The 20,813-nt window shown below is 28.4% G+C and carries 23 protein-coding genes and 1 riboswitch; of the genes, 8 read left to right on the top strand and 15 right to left on the bottom strand.

Going from position 1 to position 20,813, the window contains the following annotated elements:
• The coding region (locus ABUA17_RS16025) for an IS3 family transposase (protein WP_349824103.1) at nt 1-351 on the top strand (351 nt) is incomplete at its 5' end.
• Between the two features lie 63 nt (nt 352-414).
• Here ABUA17_RS16025 and hslO read toward each other — a convergent pair.
• The 3 genes from hslO to ABUA17_RS16010 form a co-directional block, all read right to left on the bottom strand.
• Nucleotides 415-1,299 (bottom strand): Hsp33 family molecular chaperone HslO, encoded by an 885-nt coding sequence (hslO, locus tag ABUA17_RS16020; protein WP_042401290.1) that lies wholly within the window; start codon nt 1,297-1,299, stop codon nt 415-417.
• A 13-nt stretch (nt 1,300-1,312) separates the two neighbouring features.
• Nucleotides 1,313-2,053 carry a class I SAM-dependent DNA methyltransferase gene (locus ABUA17_RS16015; protein WP_042401287.1) on the bottom strand — a complete coding sequence of 247 codons (741 nt, stop codon included), beginning with the start codon at nt 2,051-2,053 and terminating at the stop codon, nt 1,313-1,315.
• A gap of 118 nt (nt 2,054-2,171) precedes the next feature.
• Nucleotides 2,172-2,423 carry an alpha/beta-type small acid-soluble spore protein gene (locus ABUA17_RS16010; protein ID WP_042401284.1) on the bottom strand — a complete coding sequence of 84 codons (252 nt, stop codon included), beginning with the start codon at nt 2,421-2,423 and terminating at the stop codon, nt 2,172-2,174.
• A 184-nt stretch (nt 2,424-2,607) separates the two neighbouring features.
• Nucleotides 2,608-2,780: riboswitch (Lysine riboswitch) on the top strand.
• 150 nt (nt 2,781-2,930) lie between these two features.
• Here ABUA17_RS16010 and ABUA17_RS16005 point away from each other — a divergent pair.
• The 4 genes from ABUA17_RS16005 to ABUA17_RS15990 all read left to right on the top strand — a co-directional run bounded on the left by ABUA17_RS16005 (nt 2,931) and on the right by ABUA17_RS15990 (nt 5,879).
• The gene (locus ABUA17_RS16005) at nt 2,931-3,926 is read left to right on the top strand and encodes an aspartate-semialdehyde dehydrogenase (RefSeq protein ID WP_042401281.1); all 996 of its coding nucleotides are present in this window, start codon (nt 2,931-2,933) and stop codon (nt 3,924-3,926) included.
• 10 nt (nt 3,927-3,936) lie between these two features.
• On the top strand, nt 3,937-4,815 hold the full coding sequence (gene dapA / locus ABUA17_RS16000) for a 4-hydroxy-tetrahydrodipicolinate synthase (RefSeq protein WP_042401278.1): 879 nt from the start codon (nt 3,937-3,939) through the stop codon (nt 4,813-4,815).
• A gap of 14 nt (nt 4,816-4,829) precedes the next feature.
• Nucleotides 4,830-5,582: a 4-hydroxy-tetrahydrodipicolinate reductase gene (dapB, locus tag ABUA17_RS15995; protein WP_042401274.1), complete on the top strand. Its 753-nt coding sequence runs from the start codon at nt 4,830-4,832 to the stop codon at nt 5,580-5,582.
• Nucleotides 5,583-5,714: 132 nt separating this feature from the next.
• Nucleotides 5,715-5,879, top strand: coding sequence for a hypothetical protein (locus ABUA17_RS15990; protein WP_172676180.1), 165 nt, complete (start codon nt 5,715-5,717; stop codon nt 5,877-5,879).
• Nucleotides 5,880-5,911: 32 nt separating this feature from the next.
• Here the strand turns inward: ABUA17_RS15990 and ABUA17_RS15985 are convergent, their stop codons facing one another.
• From ABUA17_RS15985 to ABUA17_RS15960, 6 genes are all read right to left on the bottom strand, one after another.
• Nucleotides 5,912-7,567 carry a peptide ABC transporter substrate-binding protein gene (locus ABUA17_RS15985; protein ID WP_042401260.1) on the bottom strand — a complete coding sequence of 552 codons (1,656 nt, stop codon included), beginning with the start codon at nt 7,565-7,567 and terminating at the stop codon, nt 5,912-5,914.
• Between the two features lie 99 nt (nt 7,568-7,666).
• Nucleotides 7,667-8,647, bottom strand: coding sequence for an ABC transporter ATP-binding protein (locus tag ABUA17_RS15980; protein ID WP_042401249.1), 981 nt, complete (start codon nt 8,645-8,647; stop codon nt 7,667-7,669).
• Nucleotides 8,647-9,654 carry an ABC transporter ATP-binding protein gene (locus tag ABUA17_RS15975; RefSeq protein WP_042401246.1) on the bottom strand — a complete coding sequence of 336 codons (1,008 nt, stop codon included), beginning with the start codon at nt 9,652-9,654 and terminating at the stop codon, nt 8,647-8,649. The genes ABUA17_RS15980 and ABUA17_RS15975 overlap by 1 nt, the downstream gene beginning before the upstream one ends.
• Nucleotides 9,655-9,666: 12 nt before the next feature.
• A complete protein-coding gene (locus ABUA17_RS15970) occupies nt 9,667-10,635 on the bottom strand; it encodes an ABC transporter permease (protein ID WP_042401243.1) in 969 nt (322 codons plus the stop codon).
• A gap of 14 nt (nt 10,636-10,649) precedes the next feature.
• Nucleotides 10,650-11,567 carry an ABC transporter permease gene (locus tag ABUA17_RS15965; protein ID WP_042401238.1) on the bottom strand — a complete coding sequence of 306 codons (918 nt, stop codon included), beginning with the start codon at nt 11,565-11,567 and terminating at the stop codon, nt 10,650-10,652.
• A gap of 481 nt (nt 11,568-12,048) precedes the next feature.
• Nucleotides 12,049-13,182 (bottom strand): pyridoxal phosphate-dependent aminotransferase, encoded by a 1,134-nt coding sequence (locus ABUA17_RS15960; protein ID WP_195951747.1) that lies wholly within the window; start codon nt 13,180-13,182, stop codon nt 12,049-12,051.
• Nucleotides 13,183-13,364: 182 nt separating this feature from the next.
• Here ABUA17_RS15960 and dapD point away from each other — a divergent pair, with 182 nt between their 5' ends.
• Nucleotides 13,365-14,075: a 2,3,4,5-tetrahydropyridine-2,6-dicarboxylate N-acetyltransferase gene (gene dapD, locus ABUA17_RS15955; protein ID WP_042402852.1), complete on the top strand. Its 711-nt coding sequence runs from the start codon at nt 13,365-13,367 to the stop codon at nt 14,073-14,075.
• Between the two features lie 38 nt (nt 14,076-14,113).
• Here the strand turns inward: dapD and ABUA17_RS15950 are convergent, their stop codons facing one another.
• Complete coding sequence (locus tag ABUA17_RS15950; RefSeq protein WP_042402849.1) at nt 14,114-14,782, bottom strand: single-stranded DNA-binding protein; 669 nt, start codon at nt 14,780-14,782, stop codon at nt 14,114-14,116.
• 115 nt (nt 14,783-14,897) lie between these two features.
• On the bottom strand, nt 14,898-15,656 hold the full coding sequence (locus tag ABUA17_RS15945; RefSeq protein ID WP_042402846.1) for a polysaccharide deacetylase family protein: 759 nt from the start codon (nt 15,654-15,656) through the stop codon (nt 14,898-14,900).
• A 125-nt stretch (nt 15,657-15,781) separates the two neighbouring features.
• Between ABUA17_RS15945 and ABUA17_RS15940 the strand changes: the two genes are divergently transcribed.
• Nucleotides 15,782-16,315 carry a DUF4364 family protein gene (locus ABUA17_RS15940; RefSeq protein WP_055277544.1) on the top strand — a complete coding sequence of 178 codons (534 nt, stop codon included), beginning with the start codon at nt 15,782-15,784 and terminating at the stop codon, nt 16,313-16,315.
• Here the strand turns inward: ABUA17_RS15940 and ABUA17_RS15935 are convergent.
• Nucleotides 16,312-17,187, bottom strand: a complete 876-nt coding sequence (locus ABUA17_RS15935) for a YncE family protein (protein WP_042402839.1) — start codon at nt 17,185-17,187, stop codon at nt 16,312-16,314. The genes ABUA17_RS15940 and ABUA17_RS15935 overlap by 4 nt on opposite strands.
• 145 nt (nt 17,188-17,332) lie before the next feature.
• Between ABUA17_RS15935 and ABUA17_RS15930 the strand changes: the two genes are divergently transcribed.
• Nucleotides 17,333-17,584 carry a TIGR03905 family TSCPD domain-containing protein gene (locus ABUA17_RS15930; RefSeq protein ID WP_349818128.1) on the top strand — a complete coding sequence of 84 codons (252 nt, stop codon included), beginning with the start codon at nt 17,333-17,335 and terminating at the stop codon, nt 17,582-17,584.
• 60 nt (nt 17,585-17,644) lie between these two features.
• Here the strand turns inward: ABUA17_RS15930 and deoD are convergent, their stop codons facing one another.
• The 3 genes from deoD to ABUA17_RS15915 form a co-directional block, all read right to left on the bottom strand.
• Nucleotides 17,645-18,355, bottom strand: coding sequence for a purine-nucleoside phosphorylase (gene deoD, locus ABUA17_RS15925; RefSeq protein WP_055277547.1), 711 nt, complete (start codon nt 18,353-18,355; stop codon nt 17,645-17,647).
• Nucleotides 18,356-18,561: 206 nt separating this feature from the next.
• Nucleotides 18,562-19,866 (bottom strand): bifunctional folylpolyglutamate synthase/dihydrofolate synthase, encoded by a 1,305-nt coding sequence (locus tag ABUA17_RS15920; RefSeq protein ID WP_055290675.1) that lies wholly within the window; start codon nt 19,864-19,866, stop codon nt 18,562-18,564.
• 610 nt (nt 19,867-20,476) lie between these two features.
• The gene (locus tag ABUA17_RS15915; protein WP_042402826.1) at nt 20,477-20,704 is read right to left on the bottom strand and encodes a DUF3892 domain-containing protein; all 228 of its coding nucleotides are present in this window, start codon (nt 20,702-20,704) and stop codon (nt 20,477-20,479) included.
• Nucleotides 20,705-20,813 lie beyond the last annotated feature (109 nt).

The following is a 20,813-nucleotide window of genomic DNA, read 5'->3' as shown; positions in this document are numbered from 1 at the left end:
ATTGATACTATTCATAAACTGATGAATAATACAAAATTTAAATTACATAAGGATGCATTTATTCACTCAGACCAAGGGGCTCATTACACAAGTCCAAGATTTCAAAAATTATTAAAGTCTAAAAATCTCGGACAATCTATGTCCAGACGCGGTAATTGTTGGGATAACGCCCCGCAGGAATCTTTTTTGGGACATATGAAGGATGAAATTAATTATAGAAGTTGTACGACTTTTGAAGAACTTAAAGGCATAATCGATAATTATATAAATTATTATAATAATTACCGTTATCAATGGAATTTAAAAAGGCTGACTCCTGTAAAATACAGAAATCAGCTTTTAGCAGCTTAGCCCCTTTTTTTTAATGTCCTTGACATAGGGTCCACTTTAAAAATACTTGGTTTTATTTTTTAACTATTTACTAATTTTTGATAATAGTTCTCCTATTTCTTCTTTAGTAAATACATATGTCTTATTGCAGAAATGACATTTTAATTCTTCATTTTTTCCATCTTCATATATTTCTCTTAAATCTTTTTCTCCAATAGAAATTAAAGCTTTTTCTACCTTTTCTCTTGAGCAGTTACAGTAAAATTCTGGAGTCACTTCTTCAAGTATTTTTAAGTCCATGTCTCCGAAAATATACTCTAGTATATCATCCATGCTCTTTCCTTCATCTAACATTGTTGTTAAAGAAGGAATTTCCTCTAATCTATAAGTTATTATATCAGCTAAAAATTCATCTGCTCCTGGTAACATTTGAATTATGAATCCACCAGCTACCTTAATAGAATAATCCTTATCTACTAAAACTCCTAATGAAACAGCTGATGGTGTTTGTTCAGAAACAGTGAAATAATATGCTAAATCTTCAGCAATTTCACCAGAATGTATTGGTACTTGACCAACATATGGATCTTTCATGCCTAAATCTTTAATAACCATAAGTGTTCCATTTTTACCTACATATCCACCAACATCAAGCTTTCCATTTGCATTTAACGGTAAATCACCATAAGGATTTCCAATATACCCCTTTACTTTAGCACCTTCATAAGCAGTTACAACTACTCCTTCCGCATCTCCGCCACCATTTATTCTTAAAGTCATTACTTCATTTTCAGACTTTAATGTAGCTCCTAATAAGGCCCCTGCTGTTAACATTCTCCCTAATGCTGCTGAAGCTACTGGCGTACATTCATGTATAACTCTTGCATCTTCTACTAAATTAGTAGTTGTTCCTGCAATTATTCTTACCATTCCATCTTTAGCTACTGCTCTAATTATTTTATCGCTCATATTTGACCTCCAACTATTGAATTTTCTTTACAACATATACTATTCTCTCACTATTTGCTTGTACATTATCATTAGAATATCCATCAAATTTATTAATAAGCTTAAAATCTAACTCTTCTAAGATACTTTCTAACTGAGACTCTTTATAAGCCCTTTCAAGATGTTCTTCTTCAAATCTTTCATATAATTCTCCCTTTTTAACAAAGAAAGTTAAAAACATAGATAATAAGTCATCTTCAAAAACATTTTCCCAAGTATAAAAAACATCTTCCTCACTATATGTATAAATATTATTACCTAGTATCTCTGATAATTTATAATACGAATTAACATCAAATATAAATAATCCGTCATCTTTTAAATGTTCATATACACCTTTAAAATAGTTTTTTAAACCCTCTATATCTGTTACATAATTTGTAGAATCTAATACCGAAGTAATTAAATCAAACTTTCTATTTAAAGAAAGCTCGGTCATGTCTTGACAGATTATCTTACCTTTAATACGTTCACTTTTTAACTTATCAAAAGCCTCTCTAAGCATATCTTCAGATAAATCTACTCCGTAAATATTTTTAAAATGTTTTGCTATTCTTACTGTAACATTACCTGTACCACATGCTATATCTAAATAATCATTAAATTCTATATTATTTTCATTACAAATTCTTAATATACAATCTACCATTTCATCATAATTTATATCTTCATTTATTAATTCATCATATATCTTTGCAAATTCTCCATAAGCCATAATATCCCCCCTCACTTCATTAAATTGTGAGAAAATCTTATAATAATGTAAATTATAATACAAAAAAATAAATTTCTATGTTTTATATTACTATGATACTAAATATTAAGTCAATCCATTATTTTCTTCCTAAAATCTGATCATTAGTTGGTAACTTTAATTCTTTTTTTCTTTTTGTCATAATTCCACCTATTCTACCTGTTTCTTCAGCAGTTAATCCTCCCCATCCACACTCATCTACTTTTTCACTTAAGCCTAATTCTTCTGCGATTTCATATTTTATCTTTTCACGCATTTTTTCTTGTGGTGTAAGTTCTTTATTAGTCTTAATTTTTGACTTTATTATCTTCTTTAATGGTGTTTTACTCATGAAAATTCCCCCTATATAAAATTTATAAAAATATTTTCTCCTATATCTTTTATATTTATACAAAATACGCTGTTACAATTTTGTAATACATTCATATAATAAAATTAAGTATATATGAATAAATTACTAAATATTCCTTGAAAGTTTTGTATATAAAAGGTATAATCTAAATCATATAAGTTTATAAATAGATAGAGGTGCGGTACTTAAGAGTATTATTATGGATTTAAGCGTGTTAAAATAATAGGAAAGGATTTATCGCCGAAGTATATAGCCTAAGCTTTACAGCTATATAACTGGGGGTATGTATAATATGCATATTTCTGTCACATTTTTATGTGGTGAGCTATCATTTAAGGATTTTTTGTATTTATATGTACAGTATACCTTGAGTGATAACTCAAGGTTTTTTTAATAGTAAATTTAATCTTCCTAAATTTGGACAGAATATTTTCTATTATTAAATTTATATATGCAAATATTAAGAGTAAAAAAGGGGGAACCAAAATGTACAATGTTGCAATTGTTGGTAGTACTGGTAATGTAGGTAGAAAATTTTTAGAAATATTAGAGGAAAGAAATTTCCCTATTAAAAATCTATATCTTTTTGCTTCTCAAAGATCAGCAGGATCTTATTTAGAATTTAAAGGTCAAAAATATATAGTAGAAAATACTTGTGAAGAAAATATCAAAAATAAGAAAATAGACATTGCATTATTTTCAGCAGGTGGAGATACAAGTTTAAAATTTGCTCCTATTTTCTCATCATATGGAGCAGTTGTTATAGATAACTCAAGTGCTTGGAGAATGGACAAAAACGTTCCTTTAGTTGTTCCTGAAGTTAACCCTGAGGATTTAAAAAATCATAATGGAATTATTGCTAACCCAAATTGTTCTACAATTCAAGCAATGGTACCATTAAAAGCTTTATTAGATAAGTATGGAATAAAAAGAGTTGTGTATTCAACATACCAAGCTGTTTCAGGGGCAGGAATGCAAGGTATAGCTGATTTAGAAGATGGTTTAAATGGAGTTGCTCCTAAAAAATTCCCATACCCAATAGCTGGTAACTGTCTTCCTCACATAGACGTATTTTTAGATAACGGTTATACTAAAGAAGAAGAAAAAATGATTAACGAAACAAGAAAGATTTTACACGATGAAAATTTAAGAATAACTGCTACAACTGTAAGAGTCCCTGTTTTAAATAGCCATAGTGAAAGCATTAATGTTGAATTAAATAATCCATTTGAAATAGAAGATATATTTACATTATTTGAAAATACACCTGGATTAACAGTTTATGATAATGTTAGCGAACTTAAATATCCAACACCGTTAGAAGTCTCAGGAAAAGATGATGTTTACGTTGGTAGAATAAGACGTGATTTTAGTATAGATAATGGATTGAATTTATGGGTTGTTGCAGATAACATAAGAAAAGGAGCAGCATTAAATGCTGTACAAATTGCCGAAGTATTAATTAATAATAACTGGCTTTAGGAGGAATATAATGTCAATTTTTAAAGGCTCAGGTGTAGCTATAATTACACCTTTTAATGAAAATGGTATAGATTTTGAGAAATTCAGAGAATTACTTGAATGGCATATAAAGGAATCTACTGATGCTATTATCGTTTGTGGTACAACAGGCGAAGCAACTACAATGACAGAAAAAGAAAAGAAAGATGCTATTAAATTCACAGTTGATACTGTAAATAAACGAATCCCTGTTATTGCTGGTACTGGTGGAAATAATACCAGAACTTCTATAGAAATGAGTCTTTATGCAGAAAGTGTTGGTGTTGATGGTTTACTTGTTATTACACCATATTATAATAAAACAAATGCTGAAGGATTATTTATGCATTTCAAAGCAATTAACGATGCTGTAAAGACTCCAATAATACTTTATAATGTTCCAAGTAGAACTAATATGAACATTACAGCTGAGACATTATTAAAACTTACAGAGCTTAATAATGTTGTAGCAATAAAAGAAGCTAGCGGAAACTTAAGTCAAATAGCTAAAATGAAAGCTTTATGTGGTGGCAAAATTGATATTTATTCAGGCAACGATGACCAAGTAGTTCCAATAATGTCACTAGGCGGAGTTGGCGTAATTTCTGTTGCAGCTAATATCGTTCCGAAAACTATTCATGATATGTGTAAATATTATTTAGAAGGTGATTGTTCTAAAGCAACAGCTTTACAATTAGAATATTTAGATTTAATTAACGATTTATTTATTGAAACAAATCCAATCCCTGTAAAAACAGCTATGAATATTATGGGAATGAATGTTGGCGAATTAAGATTGCCTCTTTATAAAATGAATGACAAAAATCAAGAAACTTTAGTTAATACACTAAAGAGACACAAATTAGTATAGAAGGAGTATATTTTATGGTTAAAGTACTATTAAGTGGATGTTGTGGAAAAATGGGAACTGTTATTACTAATTTAGTAAGTGAATTTCCTAATTTAGAAATTGTTGCTGGTATTGATAAATTTCCTAAGGAGGAAAAATATCCTGTATTCACTACACCAGATGATGTTAATATAGAATATGATGTTCTTTTAGATTTTTCTAACATTAGCACTTTACACAAATTATTAGAATTAACAGAAAGAACAAAAAAACCTTTAGTAATTTGCTCTACTGGTTACAATCAAGATGATTTAAATTTAATAAATGAAAAAAGTAAAACTTTACCTTTATTTAAATCAGCTAATATGTCTTTAGGTATTAACCTTATTAACTCATTATTAAGAAAAGTTACTCCTTTATTATATGGAAATTATGATATTGAAATAATTGAAAAACATCACAATCAAAAATTAGATTCTCCAAGTGGTACTGCATTACTTTTAGCTGATACTATAAAAGAATCAATTTCAGAAGAAACTCACTATGTTCATGGTAGAGATGGGCATAAAAAGAGAGAAAAAAATGAAATAGGAATTCATGCAGTTAGAGGTGGATCTATAGTTGGAGATCATGATGTAATATTTGCTGGAACTGGTGAAGTTATTGAGTTATCTCATAAAGCTATTTCAAGAGATGTATTTGCTATCGGTGCTTTAAAAGCATGTGAGTATATGGCTACAGTATCAGAAGCTGGACTATACAATATGGATGATGTTTTAGGTTTATAGAAAAGAGCTACAAAAGTAGCTCTTTTTATTTTGCTTTTAAATTGCTATGAAAGATTTGGATATATATTTCTTATTACTTTTGTATATACTAAGCTTGTAAATTATATATTGATATTTAGGAGGAATTTTATTATGCCAAAAGATAGTCAACCTGATAATAAAGTTGCTAGAATGGAAAAATGCAATTATCAAACTCCAATTACTGAAGAAGGTCATAATCATAATCCAAATTTAAAACATAAGTCTGTAAAAAGAGAAGGAGTTTCTAGCAATCATTACAATCCTGCTGGAAATTAAAAAGAGAGTCATATTTGACTCTCTTTGATTAATTATTCTTTATATGCATATTTGAAAGAAATTTTTCCTAATGTAGAAATTCTAACACCTTTAACATTTTCGTTTGCAGCTGTTACTGTTGTATAGTAATAGATTGGTAATATTGGCATTTCATCCATTAATATATCTTCAGCTTCTCTTAACATTTCAAGTCTCTTTGCAGAATCTGTTTCAACTTTTGCAGCAGCAATTAATTCATCATATCTAGCGTTGCTAAATCCGCAATCGTTGTTTCCTCCACCTGTAACCCATAAATCTAAGAATGTCATTGGATCTATATAATCCCCAATCCATCCATGTCTTGCAATTTGATAATCACCTTGTTGTCTAGTATTTAAGAATACAGCCCATTCTTGGTTTGTTAATTCAACATTTACACCAATTTCTTCCCAGTTTTGTTGGATGATTTGGCATATATCTTTATGAGCACCTTCTGAATTGTACATTAATTCTATAGTTGGAATCCCATTACCATTTTCGTAACCAGCTTCTTTTAATAATTCTTTTGCTTTTGCTATATTTCCTTCCATATCTGATGGATCATAATATTCTTTTGATGCAAAATCATTACCATTTTCATCTGTAATACCTTGTGGAACAAAGCTATATGCAGGAATTTGTTCTGCTTTACCAACGTTATCAATTATTTCTTGTCTATCAATAGCAAGATTTAAAGCTTGTCTAACTAATTTATTGTTTAAAACTTCTTTAACATCTTCACTTAAAGTATCTTGCTTACCAACATTGATTGCAAAGTAATAGTTTCCTAATTTAGGGTTAACATGAACTAACCCTTCTTCTATACCTGGTTCAATTTCATTTGTTGGTACAGAGTTAACCATATCAAAGTTTCCAGCTTTTAATTCTGAGTATGCAGTAGTATCATCTGTAACTAATTTAAAAGTTAAAGATTCTAATTTAACACTGTCTTTATCCCAATAGTTTTCATTTTTTTCAAAAACTAATTGATCTTTCATATCCCATTGTACTAATTTAAATGGACCATTTGAAACATAAGTTTCAGGGTTAGTTGCCCATCCTTCTGGATTAGCAGAAACTATATCTTCTCTTAAAGGAACATATGTTGTAAATGCTAATAATTGTGGGAAGTATGCAGTTGGAGTTTCTAATGTAACTTCTAATGTTTTTTCATCAATTACGTTAATTCCAACTTCTTCTGCTGTTGCTTCTCCATTATAAAACTTTTCTGCATTTTTAATGTAGAATAATTGATAAGCATATTCAGCAGCTGTTTCTTTATTTAATGCTCTTAACCAAGAGTACTTAAAGTTATCTGCTGTTACAGCTTCTCCATCAGACCATTTAGCATCTTCTCTTATTTTGAAAGTATATACTAATCCATCTTCAGAAACTTCCATACTTTCAGCTGTACCTTCTACTGGTTGATCATTTTCATCAAGTACCATTAATCCTTCAAATGCGTTTAAAATCATAGTTCCAGCACCTGAAGAATTGTTTAATGTTGGGTCCATTGTTTCTGGATCCTCACCTAAATTAAATACCAATTGTTGGTTAGAAGAACTACTTCCACTATTAGATGAGCTATCGCCACAACCAATAAATAAAGAAGTAGCTAATGTTGCAGCTAATACAACTGCACATAACTTTTTAAGTTTTGAACTTTTCATTGAAATTTTCCCCCTTGTTTTTCTTTATCTAAATTGCATTTCTGCAATGTGATAACTTTTGTATGACTGATTAAATTATAATTTAATCAGTCTAATTAATTATTTATATAAATGACAAGCAACAAAATGTCCTGGTTCAACTTCTTTTAATTCTGGATTAATTTCAGAACATACCTTCATTGCATCTTTACATCTACCTTTAAATCTACAACCTGGTGGAGGATCTATTGGTGATGGAATATCTCCTTCTAAAACTATTCTTTTATTAGCCTTTGCTACCTTAGGATCAGGTATTGGAACTGCTGATAAAAGTGCTTTAGTATAAGGATGTTTTGGATTCATATAAACATCATCTGCTGGACCTTTTTCTACCATTTGCCCTAAATACATAACTCCAATATGAGTTGATATATGTTTAACCATTGAAAGGTCATGTGCTATAAATAAATAAGTTAATCCAAATTCTTCTTGTAATTCTTCAAGCATATTTATAACTTGAGCTTGAATAGAAACGTCAAGTGCTGATATTGGTTCATCACACACTATGAAATCTGGTTGAACTGCTAATGCTCTTGCTATACCAATTCTTTGTCTTTGTCCACCTGAGAATTCATGAGCATATCTATTAATGTGACTACCATTTAAACCTACTTTATCTAATAAATATCTAATTCTATCTTCTCTTTCTTTTCCTTTAAATAACCCATGAATATCAATGGCTTCACCGATAATATCTCCAACAGTCATTCTTGGATTAAGTGATGCATATGGATCTTGGAAAATCATTTGCATATTTTTTCTTAAAGATACCATCTTCTTTTCACTTAAACCTGTAATATCTTGTCCATTAAAAATTATTTGACCTGAAGTTGGTTCATATAACTTTAAAATAGTTCTTCCAGTAGTAGTTTTACCACATCCTGATTCTCCTACTAACCCTAAAGTTTCTCCCCTTTTAATTGTAAAAGAAACATTATCTACTGCCTTAACAAAGCTCTTCTTTGAAAATAATCCTTTGTTTGCAGGGAAGTATTTACAAAGGTTTTTAACCTCTAAAATAACGTCATTTTTATTTTCCATTATTCTTCCCCCCTTATTGGTGATTCAACTTTTGGTGCATTTTCATGACATAACCAACATGCTGCTCTGTGACCTTCTCCTACTTCAAATAGTGGTGGTTGTTTTTCTTTACATATTTTCATAGCATAATCACATCTTGCAGTAAACGGACATCCAACAGGTGGTTTTAATAAATCTGGTGGTTGTCCTTCAATAGGAATTAATTTTTCTTTTAATTCGCTCTTTGGATTTGGAACACTTCTTAAAAGTCCCCATGTATAAGGATGTTTTCCTCTATAGAATATATCCTCAGTAGTTCCTTCTTCAACAATAAGTCCACCATACATAACATTAATTCTTGAACAAAGATCAGCAACTACTCCTAAGTCATGTGTTATTAATATTATTGATGTATCTAACTTGCTTTTTAAATCTTTCATTAAATCTAATATTTGTGCTTGTATTGTAACATCAAGTGCCGTAGTAGGTTCATCTGCAATAATAAGCTTAGGTTCACAAATTAAGCTCATTGCAATCATAACTCTTTGTCTCATACCACCTGAAAATTCATGTGGATATTGCTTTAATCTTTTTTCTGGACTAGGAATTCCTACCATATCAAGCATTTTAATAGCTTTTTCATTAGCTTCTTTTTTAGATATCTTTTTATGCTTTATTAAATGTTCAGTTAATTGATCTCCTACTGTGAATAAAGGGTTTAATGATGTCATTGGATCTTGGAAAATCATAGACATATCATTTCCTCTTATTGTTTGCATCAATTTTTCAGTAGGTTTTGTTATATCTTTATCATCAAAGAAAATTCTTTCAGCATCTATTTTTGCATTTGCTCCTAAAAGCCTCATTATTGTCATCATTGTTACTGACTTACCACATCCTGATTCACCAACAACTCCAAGAGCTTCCCCTTTTTCTAAATGAAATGATACTCCTCTTACAGATTGTACATCTCCAATATGAGTCTTAAATGATGTTTTTAAGTTTTTAACTTCTAATAATTTACTCATATGTTTCTCCTCCTATTTTTGATGCTTTGGATCTAAAGCTTCAGTTAATCCATCACCAAATAAGTTAAATGCTAAAATGATTAAACAAATCATAGCAGCCGGGAATAATAATTGATAAGGTTGAGTTGTTAATAATCCCTTTGCATCATTTGCTAATGTTCCTAAAGAAGCAAGTGGAGCGTTTAACCCTAAACCTATGTAACTTAGGAATGCTTCAGTAAATATAGCTGAAGGTACAAATAATGTCATTGTTACTATGATTGAACCTAAACAGTTAGGAATTAAATGTCTTAATAATATTCTTGTTTTAGATGCACCTAATGTTTTAGCTGCTAAAACAAATTCTTGCTGTTTAAGTTGAAGGATATCTCCTCTAACTATTCTAGCCATACCAACCCAAGATGAAATAGCCATTGCAACAATAATTGCAAACATACCACTAGATCCATCTTTCTTTAAAACGTTCATTAATAATACTACATATATTAATGTAGGAATTGAATATAAGACGTCTACAATTCTCATCATTATATTATCAACTTTTCCACCTAAGAAACCTGCAATACCACCGTATAAAACCCCAATTACAAGGTTTAAAACTGATGCTGCAAAAGCAATAATTAATGAATATCTTGCACCATACATAACTCTTACAAATAAATCTCTACCTAAATTATCTGTTCCAAACCAGTGTTGTGCATTTGGCCATAAATTTGAAGCAGTTTTATCTGTAGATTTATAAGTAAATCCATATAACTTTTCAATTAATATTGGTCCAAATATTGCAAATATAATAATTACTATAATCATTACTAATGAAAATAATGCAACTTTATTTTGTTTTAATCTTCTCCAAGCATTTGCCCAATAACCTACGCTTGGTCTTATAACATCATCAGCTTTTTTCTCTTCAGTACTTAAAGGAGAAAATAAATCGCTATCAATGTTTAAATCTAAATTTTCTGCCACTACGTTTTTCATTATCTCTCCCCCTTTTATGCTTCAAGTTTAATTCTTGGATCTACTACAACATATAATAAATCAACAATTAAATTACAAATTACTATAAATGTACAATAGAAAGCTAAAACCCCTAATAAAGCTGTATAGTCTCTATTTGTTATTGTTAACGTAAACTCATTCCCTAATCCTGGAATAGCAAATATCTTTTCAACTACGAATGAACCTGTAAGTACCCCTGCAGTTAAAGGTCCTAAATATGTTACTACTGGAATTAGTGAATTTCTTAATGCATGTTTAAATATAATTTTTCCACCACTTAACCCTTTAGCTTTTGCAGTTCTAATATAATCTGATTTTAATACATCAATTAACTTATTTCTTGTTAATCTAGTTATAAATGCCATAGAACTTCCTGATAATGCTATAACAGGCATTATATAATTTTCAGGTTTGCTAATACCTGTAGCTCCTAATACTTTTAATTTTACTGTAAATACAAATATCAATAATGATCCGATAACAAAACTCGGTATCGTAATTCCCAGAGTGGCAATTATCATACATATCCTATCAGGCCATTTATCTGCATTTAATGCTGCAACAACCCCAAGTAAAATACCAACAACTACAGATGCAACAATAGCAACTGCTCCGACTTGTGCTGATTTTGGAAAACCATTTTTTATTGTATCAATAACTTGTCTACCTTTATATTTCATTGATTGTCCAAAATCACCTTTTAATAAACCTTTCATATAGATAACATATTGTTCTCCCATAGGTTTATCTAATCCATACTTTTCATTTAATACTTCTTTCATTTCTGCAGTAATTTTTTCGCCTTCAAAAGGTCCTCCTGGCATAATTCTTACAAGAAAGAACACAATTGTTATTACTGCCCAAATTGTAACTATACTAGTTAAAATTCTTTTTCCAATATACTTTAGCATTTGTGTACAACCCCCATCCAATTTTTTTAAAAGCTAAATGTTAACAATTTATATTAATTATAATACATTTATAATATTTGTCAAAATACATCGTTAAATATTTTCTATTTAAATTAATATATTATTAAATTTACTGCATATTTTTTTGCAATATGATAAACAAGTTTTCACCATTTAGACAACGTTTACATTTACTATTTTAGCCAATTTATCCATTATAACATATATTATTACACTTTTTTCATTGGAAATTCTATTAATAAATTATTAACTATTTTGATTTCAAATTTTAAAACAGAAACAAACATTTTCTTTTTTTTATACCACCTATGACGGACATTTTTAAATATTTATTGTATTTTTTTACATTAATATACTTATACATTTAATAAATACTTTATAATAAAACAAAAAAGACATAGGTCTACATATATAATGTTTAACAAAACCTATATCTTTTAAATATTATTGCTAATATGCTCTAAAGCTTTTTAATAAATTTTTCTAACCTATTTAACGATTCATTTAGTTCTTCATCAGAGTAACAATAAGATAATCTTAAATACCCTTCTCCACCATTACCAAATGCTGTACCTGGTACACAAGCCACTTTTTCTTCATGTAAAAGTCTTAATGCAAATTCTTCAGATGACATATTGTACTTTTTAATTGAAGGAAATACATAAAATGCTCCCTTTGGAATAACTACATCTAATCCTATTTCTTTTAATCTATTAACTACAAAATCTTTTCTTTTGCTAAAAATACGCTTCATATATTCTACATCATTTAATCCATATTTAAATCCATCATATACTGCCCATTGACAAATTGATGGTGCACATGAAACATTATATTGATGTACTTTAATTATTTCATTCATTAAATATTCGCTACATGCATAATACCCAACTCTTAATCCTGTCATAGAAAACATTTTAGAAAATCCACCAACATAAATTATCTTTTCTTTAATTTCTTTGCATTGTGCTACACTATAATATTCTTCATAACATAATGCTTCATAAATCTCATCAGTAATAACAATAACATCGTTATCTTTAATAACTCTTACCAGTTTTTCTTTTTCCTCTTTAGATAATACTGCACCGGTTGGATTACTAGGCAATGATAATACTAAATATTTTATATTCATATCTTTTATTTTATTTTCTATATCATCTATATTTATATTAAATTGCTCATCTAAAGAATAATTAACTACTTCACCACCTAAAATAGCAACTATACTTTCATAAGCTGGATAAGCCGGTGTCGGTATTAAAACTTTATCATTTTTATTAATTAATGCTGTAAATATGTTAAATAATGCCTCACTTCCACCAACAGTAATGCATATTTCATTTGCATTATATGAAATATCCTTTGTATTTAAATATTTACTTATTTCATTTCTTAATTCATCTATACCTAAATTACTTGTATATGTTGTTTTATTTTCATTAATAGCTTTAATTAGTCCATCTTTTATTGCTTTTGGTAATTCAAAATCCGGCTGACCTAATGTTAATGAAATAGCTCCATCGACTTTTTGTACTTCATTATAAAATTTTCTAATGCCTGAGATTTTAACATTTTTCATATTAACATTCATTAATCGTGCCCCCTTAATCTTATTTTAAGTATTTCTTCTTTAAGTAATTTTATAGTAAATAACCTAGTCAGTAAAGTTTTTTCTACTATTTTACTAATGTCTCTTTAAAATACTCTTTATTTCTATTATAATTATATGTGCTCAGGTAAAAATTTGGGGCATAATGCAGAAAGGATGATTTTATGAATTATAATTTAACTGATCCTTATGAAATCGCAAGATTCATTAAAGATTCAAAAAAGACAACACCTGTAAAGGTATATGTAAATGGTGACTTAAGCGAAGCTTCACTAGAAAATATCGAATATTATGGTAATGACAATTTTTACATATTATTTGGAGAAACTGATGTTATTACTGAAATAATATTAGAAAATAAACACAAAATAAAAACATTTAGAGTTGAGAACGATAGAAGAAATTCAGCAATACCTATGCTAGATCTTTTATCAATAGATGCAAGAATTGAACCAGGTGCTATTATTAGAGATAGAGTTTCTATCGGTAAAAATGCTGTCATTATGATGGGTGCTGTTATCAATATTGGTGCTGAAATTGGTGAAGGAACAATGGTTGACATGAATGCAGTTATTGGTGCTAGAGGTCAACTTGGTAAAAGAGTTCACTTAGGTGCTGGTGCTGTTGTTGCTGGTGTTTTAGAACCACCAAGCAAGGAACCTTGCCAAATAGGAGATGATGCATTAATTGGTGCTAATGCAGTAATACTTGAAGGAGTTAAAATAGGTGCTGGTGCTGTTGTTGCTGCTGGTTCTGTTGTTACTGAAGATGTTCCTGCTGGTGTAGTAGTTGCTGGTTCACCTGCAAGAATTATCAAAAATGTAGATGATAAAACTAAAGATAAAACTCAAATCTTAGATGATTTAAGAAAATAAAAAAACTCCCAATTGGGAGTTTTTTTATTAAGCACTTTTTAAACAGCGCCTTCTTCGTGATTTACATTATCTGTATGTTTAGTCTCTTCTTCAGAAACCTTTTCCATTTTAGAAATTGAAACCTCATAAGCAACTTTTTTAACAACTTCATTTTCATTAATCTTCTTTTGATATTCACGACTTTGAAGTCTTCCCCATACCCTTATATTATCTCCAACTTCTAATGTTTGACAAAATCTTGAATTTCTTCCCCAAGCAATAGTTGGAATGTAATCTGATTTATTATATGCTCTATTTACAGCTAATAATACATCAGCAATTTCTCTTCCAAATGGTGTCTTTCTGTATACTGGTTCTTTACATATATAACCATCTAAGAAAATCTCGTTTGGATTCTTGCTTTTTTCTATGCATGGTTCAATATTTCTAGCGAAAACTGTTAATATTAATTTATTTGCTCCATCTACGAACTTATTATAAGATCTTAATTGACCTAAAACTACTATTTCCTTACCTATAGATAAATCCATATTACTTATAAGTCTTTCAGATACCGTAATGTTTAATAAATCTACAGAATCACTTAATCTCGTTACCTCCAATAGGAAAGTATAAAATCCTTCCCCATACATCTCATGACTAAACTCCATACCGCTCACGATTTTTCCTTCAAGATAAATCTTGTTATTTAACATCAAATTGTCCATCTTTACCCCTCTCTCCCTTAGTAATTAATAAGATTCTTATTGCTGTAATAAATATATCAAGGATTATTTCCATTATAATACAAATACCTCATAAGTTTCAATATTTTTCTAATATTTATTTTAAAATTTGTTCACCATTTTCATTTATGGTATAATTTCCATCATAAATTAGTTCACTAATGGTAACAAATTCATAGCCTTCATCACTTAACTCTTGAATAAACCTTTTTAAGTTTTGTGGAGTATATTTTGCATTATTATGAAATAGTATTATAGAGCCTTCTTTTGATTTTTTCCTTATTCTTTCATATTCTACTTCTGCACTCTCCTCCTTATAATCGATTGAATCTACATTCCATTGAATACATTCATATCCTAAACTTCTTACATACTCGACAGCTTTATCATTATAATCTCCACTTGGAAATCTAAATAATGTTGTTTTTTGCCCAGTTGCTGCATATATGATATCTTCAGTTTTTTTAATTTCATCAGACATTCTTTCTTCTGAAATTTTAGTAAATGAAGGATGTATATAACTATGATTTCCTATCTCATTACCACCATCACTTATTTTCATTAATTTTTCCCTGTTTTCATCGCTATAATTAACCCATCCACCCATTATAAAGAATGTACCTTTAGCATTACCTTCTTCTAAAACATCTAAAATATCATATATGTATTCTTTTTCCGCCCAATTTACATCAAATGTTAATGCTATTTTCTTTTCATCTGTTTTTACACTATATATAGGCAATTGTTTTGTTTGATTTGACCATGTACTTGTACTTTCGTTACTATAAACTACTGAAATAATTGTAACTAAAATAAGAATTAATATGTTTATACTAGCCTTCTTATTCACTTTCATAACAACACTCCTAAACTTAATTTTCAATAATTTATATTCTAAAAATATATTATTATGACTACAATATTCCATATGCTTAAATTTGTGATATAATAATATAGACACTTTCATAATGGAGGTTAATTATGTACGAGAATTCAGCAGAACTAGCAGAAAATAAACTTTTAGTATTATACGTTATAAAATCATTAAGGCAACCTATATCTAAAACTCAACTTAATGAGATTATTCTTGAAAATAATTTTATTAATTATTTTACTTTGCAACAATATATTAGTGAACTTGAAACTTCAGAGTTTGTTTGTTATATTGAAAAAAATAATAAAAAGTTGATAACAATAACACAAAAAGGAGAAAATGTTTTATCTATATTTAATGAAAGAATTTCTCCAATAAAAAGAGATATAATTGATAATTATATCTCCAAAACAATAGATAATATAAAAAAAGAACTAACTATTCATAGTGATTACACTATTGAAAAGAACAATTCTTTTATTGTTGATTTAAAGGCCCTTGAAGATGAAATATTACTTATAGATTTAAAAATTTCTGTTCCTACTAAAAAGCAAGCTTCTACTCTTTGTGCTAAATGGAAGGAAAATCCTTCAGATATTTATACAAAAATCGTTCAAGCACTTTTTAATGAAGAAAATTAAAATAAGATCATAGCATTTGGTTCTGATTCAATTGCTATGATTTTTTCTATTTTATTTTCTTCCAATACAATTAATCTACCTTTTAAATAATCTCCTATATATAGTTTATTTTTATGCTTCAAAATCCCTTTAGGCATACCACCTATATATAGAGTTTTTTCCACGTAATATCTCTTTTTATTTATTATACTAATGCTTCCCTCTGTAAAATTTGTAATATAAATATACTCCTCATCTTCATACAAATCTATAGGAGATGTACCCACTTCTACTCTTGCTACATGGTTGAATGTTTCTATTGAGAAAACATCTAAAAAACCATTTTCATCACTTCCGAGATAACTCTCACAAATATAAACAAACTTTTCATTGTTAGATACCTTTACCTTAGTTGGATATTCTGGTGTCAAGAGAGTTTCTACTATTTCATAGTCATCAACTCTTATAATATTAGTGCAGTTTTCCTCTAAATTTGATACAAATATTAATCCATCTTTATTACAATAGTCAATACTATGTGGCCAGCTACCTGTTTCAATTTCCCATGATACTCTATTTTGGGATAAATCATATTCAACAATAGAATTAGACTCTCCACAAATTGTATAAATTTTATCTTCAACTCTTAATAAATCATTAGGTTTTGGACCTATTTTTATATTTCTAGATTCAATTAAAGGATCACATGTAAAAATTGATATAGAATCGCTATAATTATTTGCAGTTAAGATTTCATCTTTGTATTTTCTAATACCATGTGGACCGACTGGTGTTTCAGATAAAGCGAATAATATTTTTTTCACTTCTAAAGTATCTAACGTAATAAACGAAAGCGAATCAGCACCTGTATTGCATAAAACTATAGAACTCAATACTACACCCCCTTAAAACTTCTATGTATTTTAATATATGCAAATTCTGATTACTTCGCTAGTGTAATTTCATAGTTTTTCTTTATTTTTCTTCGATATCAATATATAATAATACGGTACTTATAATTTATTTGGAGGTTTAGATATGTTTGTTTATAAAACATCTAGAGTATGTGCCAGCGAAATTCATGTTGACATAAAAAATAACGTAATTGAAAATGTTGAATTTGTTAGAGGATGTCCTGGAAATTTATTTGGTATTTCAGTTTTAGTAAAAGGTATGAATATTGACGAAGCTATAGAAAAACTTAAAGGAATTGATTGCAGAGGAAAAGGAACTTCTTGCCCTGACCAATTATCAAAGGCTTTAGTTGAATATAAATCTTCTATTTCATAGTAAAAAGCGACAAGCTCTAACTTGTCGCTTATATTTTCTAAAACACTAATTTAATTACTCTTATTTAATCAATTCAAGAGCTATTTCCATCATATCAGTAAATGTATTTTGTCTTTCTTCTGGAGATGTTTCTTCTCCTTTAAAGATGTGATCAGAAATTGTTAGAATCGATAAAGCTTCAACCCCATTCTTTGCTGCTAATGTATAAAGTTCTGCAGTTTCCATTTCTACAGCTAAAACTCCATAATCAGCCCAAGTCTTTAATGAAAAATGATTTGTATCATCATAGAATAAATCACTTGATAATACATTTCCTACTTTAACATTTGCACCTTTTGCTTTTGCTATATTATATGCATTATATAATAAATCAAAATTAGCACTTGGAGCATAATCAAGCCCATTAAATCTTCTCTTATTAATACCTGAATTTGTTGATGCGCTTTGTGCAAGGACTATATCTCTTACATTTACATTATCACTACAAGAACCTGCTGATCCTATTCTTATAAGTCTTTTAGCTCCATAAAATTGTATTAATTCATTGACATAAATTGAATGTGATGGTAATCCCATTCCTGTACCTTGTATTGAAACTCTCTTTCCTTTATAAGTTCCTGTATAACCATACATTCCCCTTACTTCATTATAGCATACAGCATTTTCCAAAAAGTTTTCTGCTATAAATTTTGCTCTTAATGGATCCCCTGGTAATAATACTGTTTCTGCAATAGCTCCTTCTTTAGCCATTATATGTAAATGTTTTGACATATACATTTCCTCCTTTTCTTTACTTTATTATTTAATAGTATAGTATATTCTTTTCTAATAGTAAATGTTTAGCTTTCAAGTTAGGAAAAATTTTAGTTTTTGTTTTTTATTTTATGCTCATTTACGAGTATTTTATTTAAAAGTATATTGTATAACATTTTTCCTTATTTCTTAACCATAAAAAAATAAGAGTTCAAAACGAACTCTTATTTTTCAATATATTTTCTTATTATTTTTCTCATATCACCTATCATATATAATGAGCCACTTGCTAATATAAGATCATTTCTATCTGCATCACTTAAAGCTTTTATATATGCTTCTTCATAATCATCATACGCTTTACAATTTATATTATATTTTATTACTTCACTTCTTAAATCATCTGCTAATTCTGCTCTTATTGAATTAGGTGTAACAGCATATATTTTCTGAGCCATTGGTGTTATTACTTTAATCATTTCTTCAACATCTTTATCTGCTAAAATACCTAAAATTAAATATAAATTATTATATTTAAAATATTTATTTATATTTCTACTCAATGTTTCTATACCTTGTATATTATGTGCACCATCAATTACAACATAAGGATTAGTTGATAATACTTCTAATCTTCCCTTCCATGAAACATTTTTTATACTTTCAACTATATTTTCTATAGATATATTAGTTATATTTCTTTTGTTTAAAATATCAATTACTTTTATTACTACACTTAAGTTCATTATTTGATGTTCACCAAGCAATGGCAATAATATATTAACGTCTTTATCAGAATCATATTTTAGTAATTGGTATGGCTTATCCTCATTTACTACACTAATAAATTTTAATTTATTATTATCGGCTATATAAAGTTCTGAATTCATTTCATGACACTTATCTTTTATTACTTTTAAAGCTTTGTCATGTTGAGGGTATATTACTGTAGGAATGCCATTCTTAATAATTCCAGCCTTTTCCTCAGCTATTTCAGCTAATGTATTTCCTAATAAATTTGTATGGTCAAAACTTATAGAAGTTATAACTTGAAGTATTGGTTTAATAACATTAGTAGAGTCTAATCTTCCTCCTAAACCTACTTCTATAACTCCAAAGTCTATATTTTCTTTTTTAAAATATAAGAGCATTAAAACAGTAATTATTTCAAATTCTGTTGGATGATTATATCCACCCTTTATTACTTTATCTACAGCTTCCTTAACCTCATCCATTAAATCTGCTAAAGTTTCTTTTGGAATATTGTTTCTATTAATTTGAATTCTTTCTTCAAATTCTTCAATAAAAGGAGATGTATACATACCTACTTTATATCCAGCTCCAATTAATATTTCTGTTATCATCGAAGTCGTAGAACCTTTTCCATTTGTTCCTGCGATATGTATAAGTTTTAAGTCTTTTTCTGGATTACCTAAGTACTCTAATAACTTATGGGTTCTTTCTAATCCATAGTTTGAACCAAAATTACCAACCTCAGTGATATATTTCATTGCTTCTTCGTATCTCATATATTACCTCTTCTTTTTCAATTTGTATAATGCATAATCTTTGTAACACTTCTACATCTTTTAATATAAAGTCTAACAATGTTACTCCTCTATATCTGGTGACCTCAGTGTATAAACTAATTCTAACTAATAATTAAGTTTATACTACTAAATATAAATTATTTTTAGTTTAAATGCAAAATTATCTATTTTCTATATTGATATTTCTTTAATCCTAATCTTGTTTGCTTCTCTTATGATATTTCCAAAAAGCTATTATTTCTTGTAAATCTTTTTCATCTTTAAATAGTTATTTCGTAAAAACAACAATTGTCATATACCAAAAATATATTTTTCATAAATATCCTCCGAAATCCTATTTATGTAATAATTATATATTATATTTTATAAAAGAAAAAGGAAACCAAATCTTCTGATTTCCAACACTAATCACAATTTTCTATAATTAACTATGTGCTTGTATTTCGAATTCTTATTTATTAAATATAATATTATCTACATTTTGAAATTGAGGCTTTATATAATACATAATTTAAAATAAAAATGACTAATAAAACTTACTTTAGCTTTATTAGTCATTTCATCACATTATATACCTTTTAAATCAAGTTTAATCTTCTTTAGACATTGATGATAAATTATTTCCTTGAGTTCCATCTGGTTTAGTTCTTAAATACTCTTCACCTTTTTTAGAATGAGCAATAATTACACCATCGATTTGTCCATTTTTAGCCATCTCTACTCCTTGTGCTTTATCAACTGTTGTACCATTTTCTAATACATATTGCATTATTTCTCCACTACTATCTTTAATTGTTTCAACTATTTTATTACTCATATTATTATTCACCTCTTAATCTTATTTTTCACAAAATGAAGCTGTCGCAATAGCGGGTAAAAAAATCCGCTAGCGATAGCTCTTTTTCTATATTTTCAAAAAAATAATT

The organism is Clostridium sp. RTP31139st1_H3_RTP31139_211217 (assembly GCF_040227035.1).
Taxonomy (GTDB): Bacteria; Bacillota; Clostridia; order Clostridiales; family Clostridiaceae; genus Clostridium; species Clostridium saudiense.
This window is presented reverse-complemented; position numbering and strand designations above follow the sequence as displayed.

Excerpts from the sequence above, each read along its gene's own strand:
- ABUA17_RS16005 (WP_042401281.1), top strand. The coding sequence starts at position 2,931 with ATGTACAATGTTGCAATTGTTGGTAGTACTGGTAATGTAGGTAGAAAA.
- ABUA17_RS15985 (WP_042401260.1), bottom strand. The coding sequence starts at position 7,567 with ATGAAAAGTTCAAAACTTAAAAAGTTATGTGCAGTTGTATTAGCTGCA.
- ABUA17_RS15975 (WP_042401246.1), bottom strand. The coding sequence starts at position 9,654 with ATGAGTAAATTATTAGAAGTTAAAAACTTAAAAACATCATTTAAGACT.
- ABUA17_RS16015 (WP_042401287.1), bottom strand. The coding sequence starts at position 2,053 with ATGGCTTATGGAGAATTTGCAAAGATATATGATGAATTAATAAATGAA.
- deoD (WP_055277547.1), bottom strand. The coding sequence starts at position 18,355 with ATGTCAAAACATTTACATATAATGGCTAAAGAAGGAGCTATTGCAGAA.
- dapA (WP_042401278.1), top strand. The coding sequence starts at position 3,937 with ATGTCAATTTTTAAAGGCTCAGGTGTAGCTATAATTACACCTTTTAAT.
- ABUA17_RS15965 (WP_042401238.1), bottom strand. The coding sequence starts at position 11,567 with ATGCTAAAGTATATTGGAAAAAGAATTTTAACTAGTATAGTTACAATT.
- ABUA17_RS15930 (WP_349818128.1), top strand. The coding sequence starts at position 17,333 with ATGTTTGTTTATAAAACATCTAGAGTATGTGCCAGCGAAATTCATGTT.
- ABUA17_RS15950 (WP_042402849.1), bottom strand. The coding sequence starts at position 14,782 with ATGGACAATTTGATGTTAAATAACAAGATTTATCTTGAAGGAAAAATC.
- ABUA17_RS15990 (WP_172676180.1), top strand. The coding sequence starts at position 5,715 with ATGCCAAAAGATAGTCAACCTGATAATAAAGTTGCTAGAATGGAAAAA.
- ABUA17_RS15960 (WP_195951747.1), bottom strand. The coding sequence starts at position 13,182 with ATGAATGTTAATATGAAAAATGTTAAAATCTCAGGCATTAGAAAATTT.
- hslO (WP_042401290.1), bottom strand. The coding sequence starts at position 1,299 with ATGAGCGATAAAATAATTAGAGCAGTAGCTAAAGATGGAATGGTAAGA.
- ABUA17_RS16010 (WP_042401284.1), bottom strand. The coding sequence starts at position 2,423 with ATGAGTAAAACACCATTAAAGAAGATAATAAAGTCAAAAATTAAGACT.
- ABUA17_RS15945 (WP_042402846.1), bottom strand. The coding sequence starts at position 15,656 with ATGAAAGTGAATAAGAAGGCTAGTATAAACATATTAATTCTTATTTTA.
- ABUA17_RS15970 (WP_042401243.1), bottom strand. The coding sequence starts at position 10,635 with ATGAAAAACGTAGTGGCAGAAAATTTAGATTTAAACATTGATAGCGAT.
- ABUA17_RS15920 (WP_055290675.1), bottom strand. The coding sequence starts at position 19,866 with ATGAGATACGAAGAAGCAATGAAATATATCACTGAGGTTGGTAATTTT.
- dapB (WP_042401274.1), top strand. The coding sequence starts at position 4,830 with ATGGTTAAAGTACTATTAAGTGGATGTTGTGGAAAAATGGGAACTGTT.
- ABUA17_RS15940 (WP_055277544.1), top strand. The coding sequence starts at position 15,782 with ATGTACGAGAATTCAGCAGAACTAGCAGAAAATAAACTTTTAGTATTA.
- ABUA17_RS15980 (WP_042401249.1), bottom strand. The coding sequence starts at position 8,647 with ATGGAAAATAAAAATGACGTTATTTTAGAGGTTAAAAACCTTTGTAAA.
- ABUA17_RS15915 (WP_042402826.1), bottom strand. The coding sequence starts at position 20,704 with ATGAGTAATAAAATAGTTGAAACAATTAAAGATAGTAGTGGAGAAATA.
- dapD (WP_042402852.1), top strand. The coding sequence starts at position 13,365 with ATGAATTATAATTTAACTGATCCTTATGAAATCGCAAGATTCATTAAA.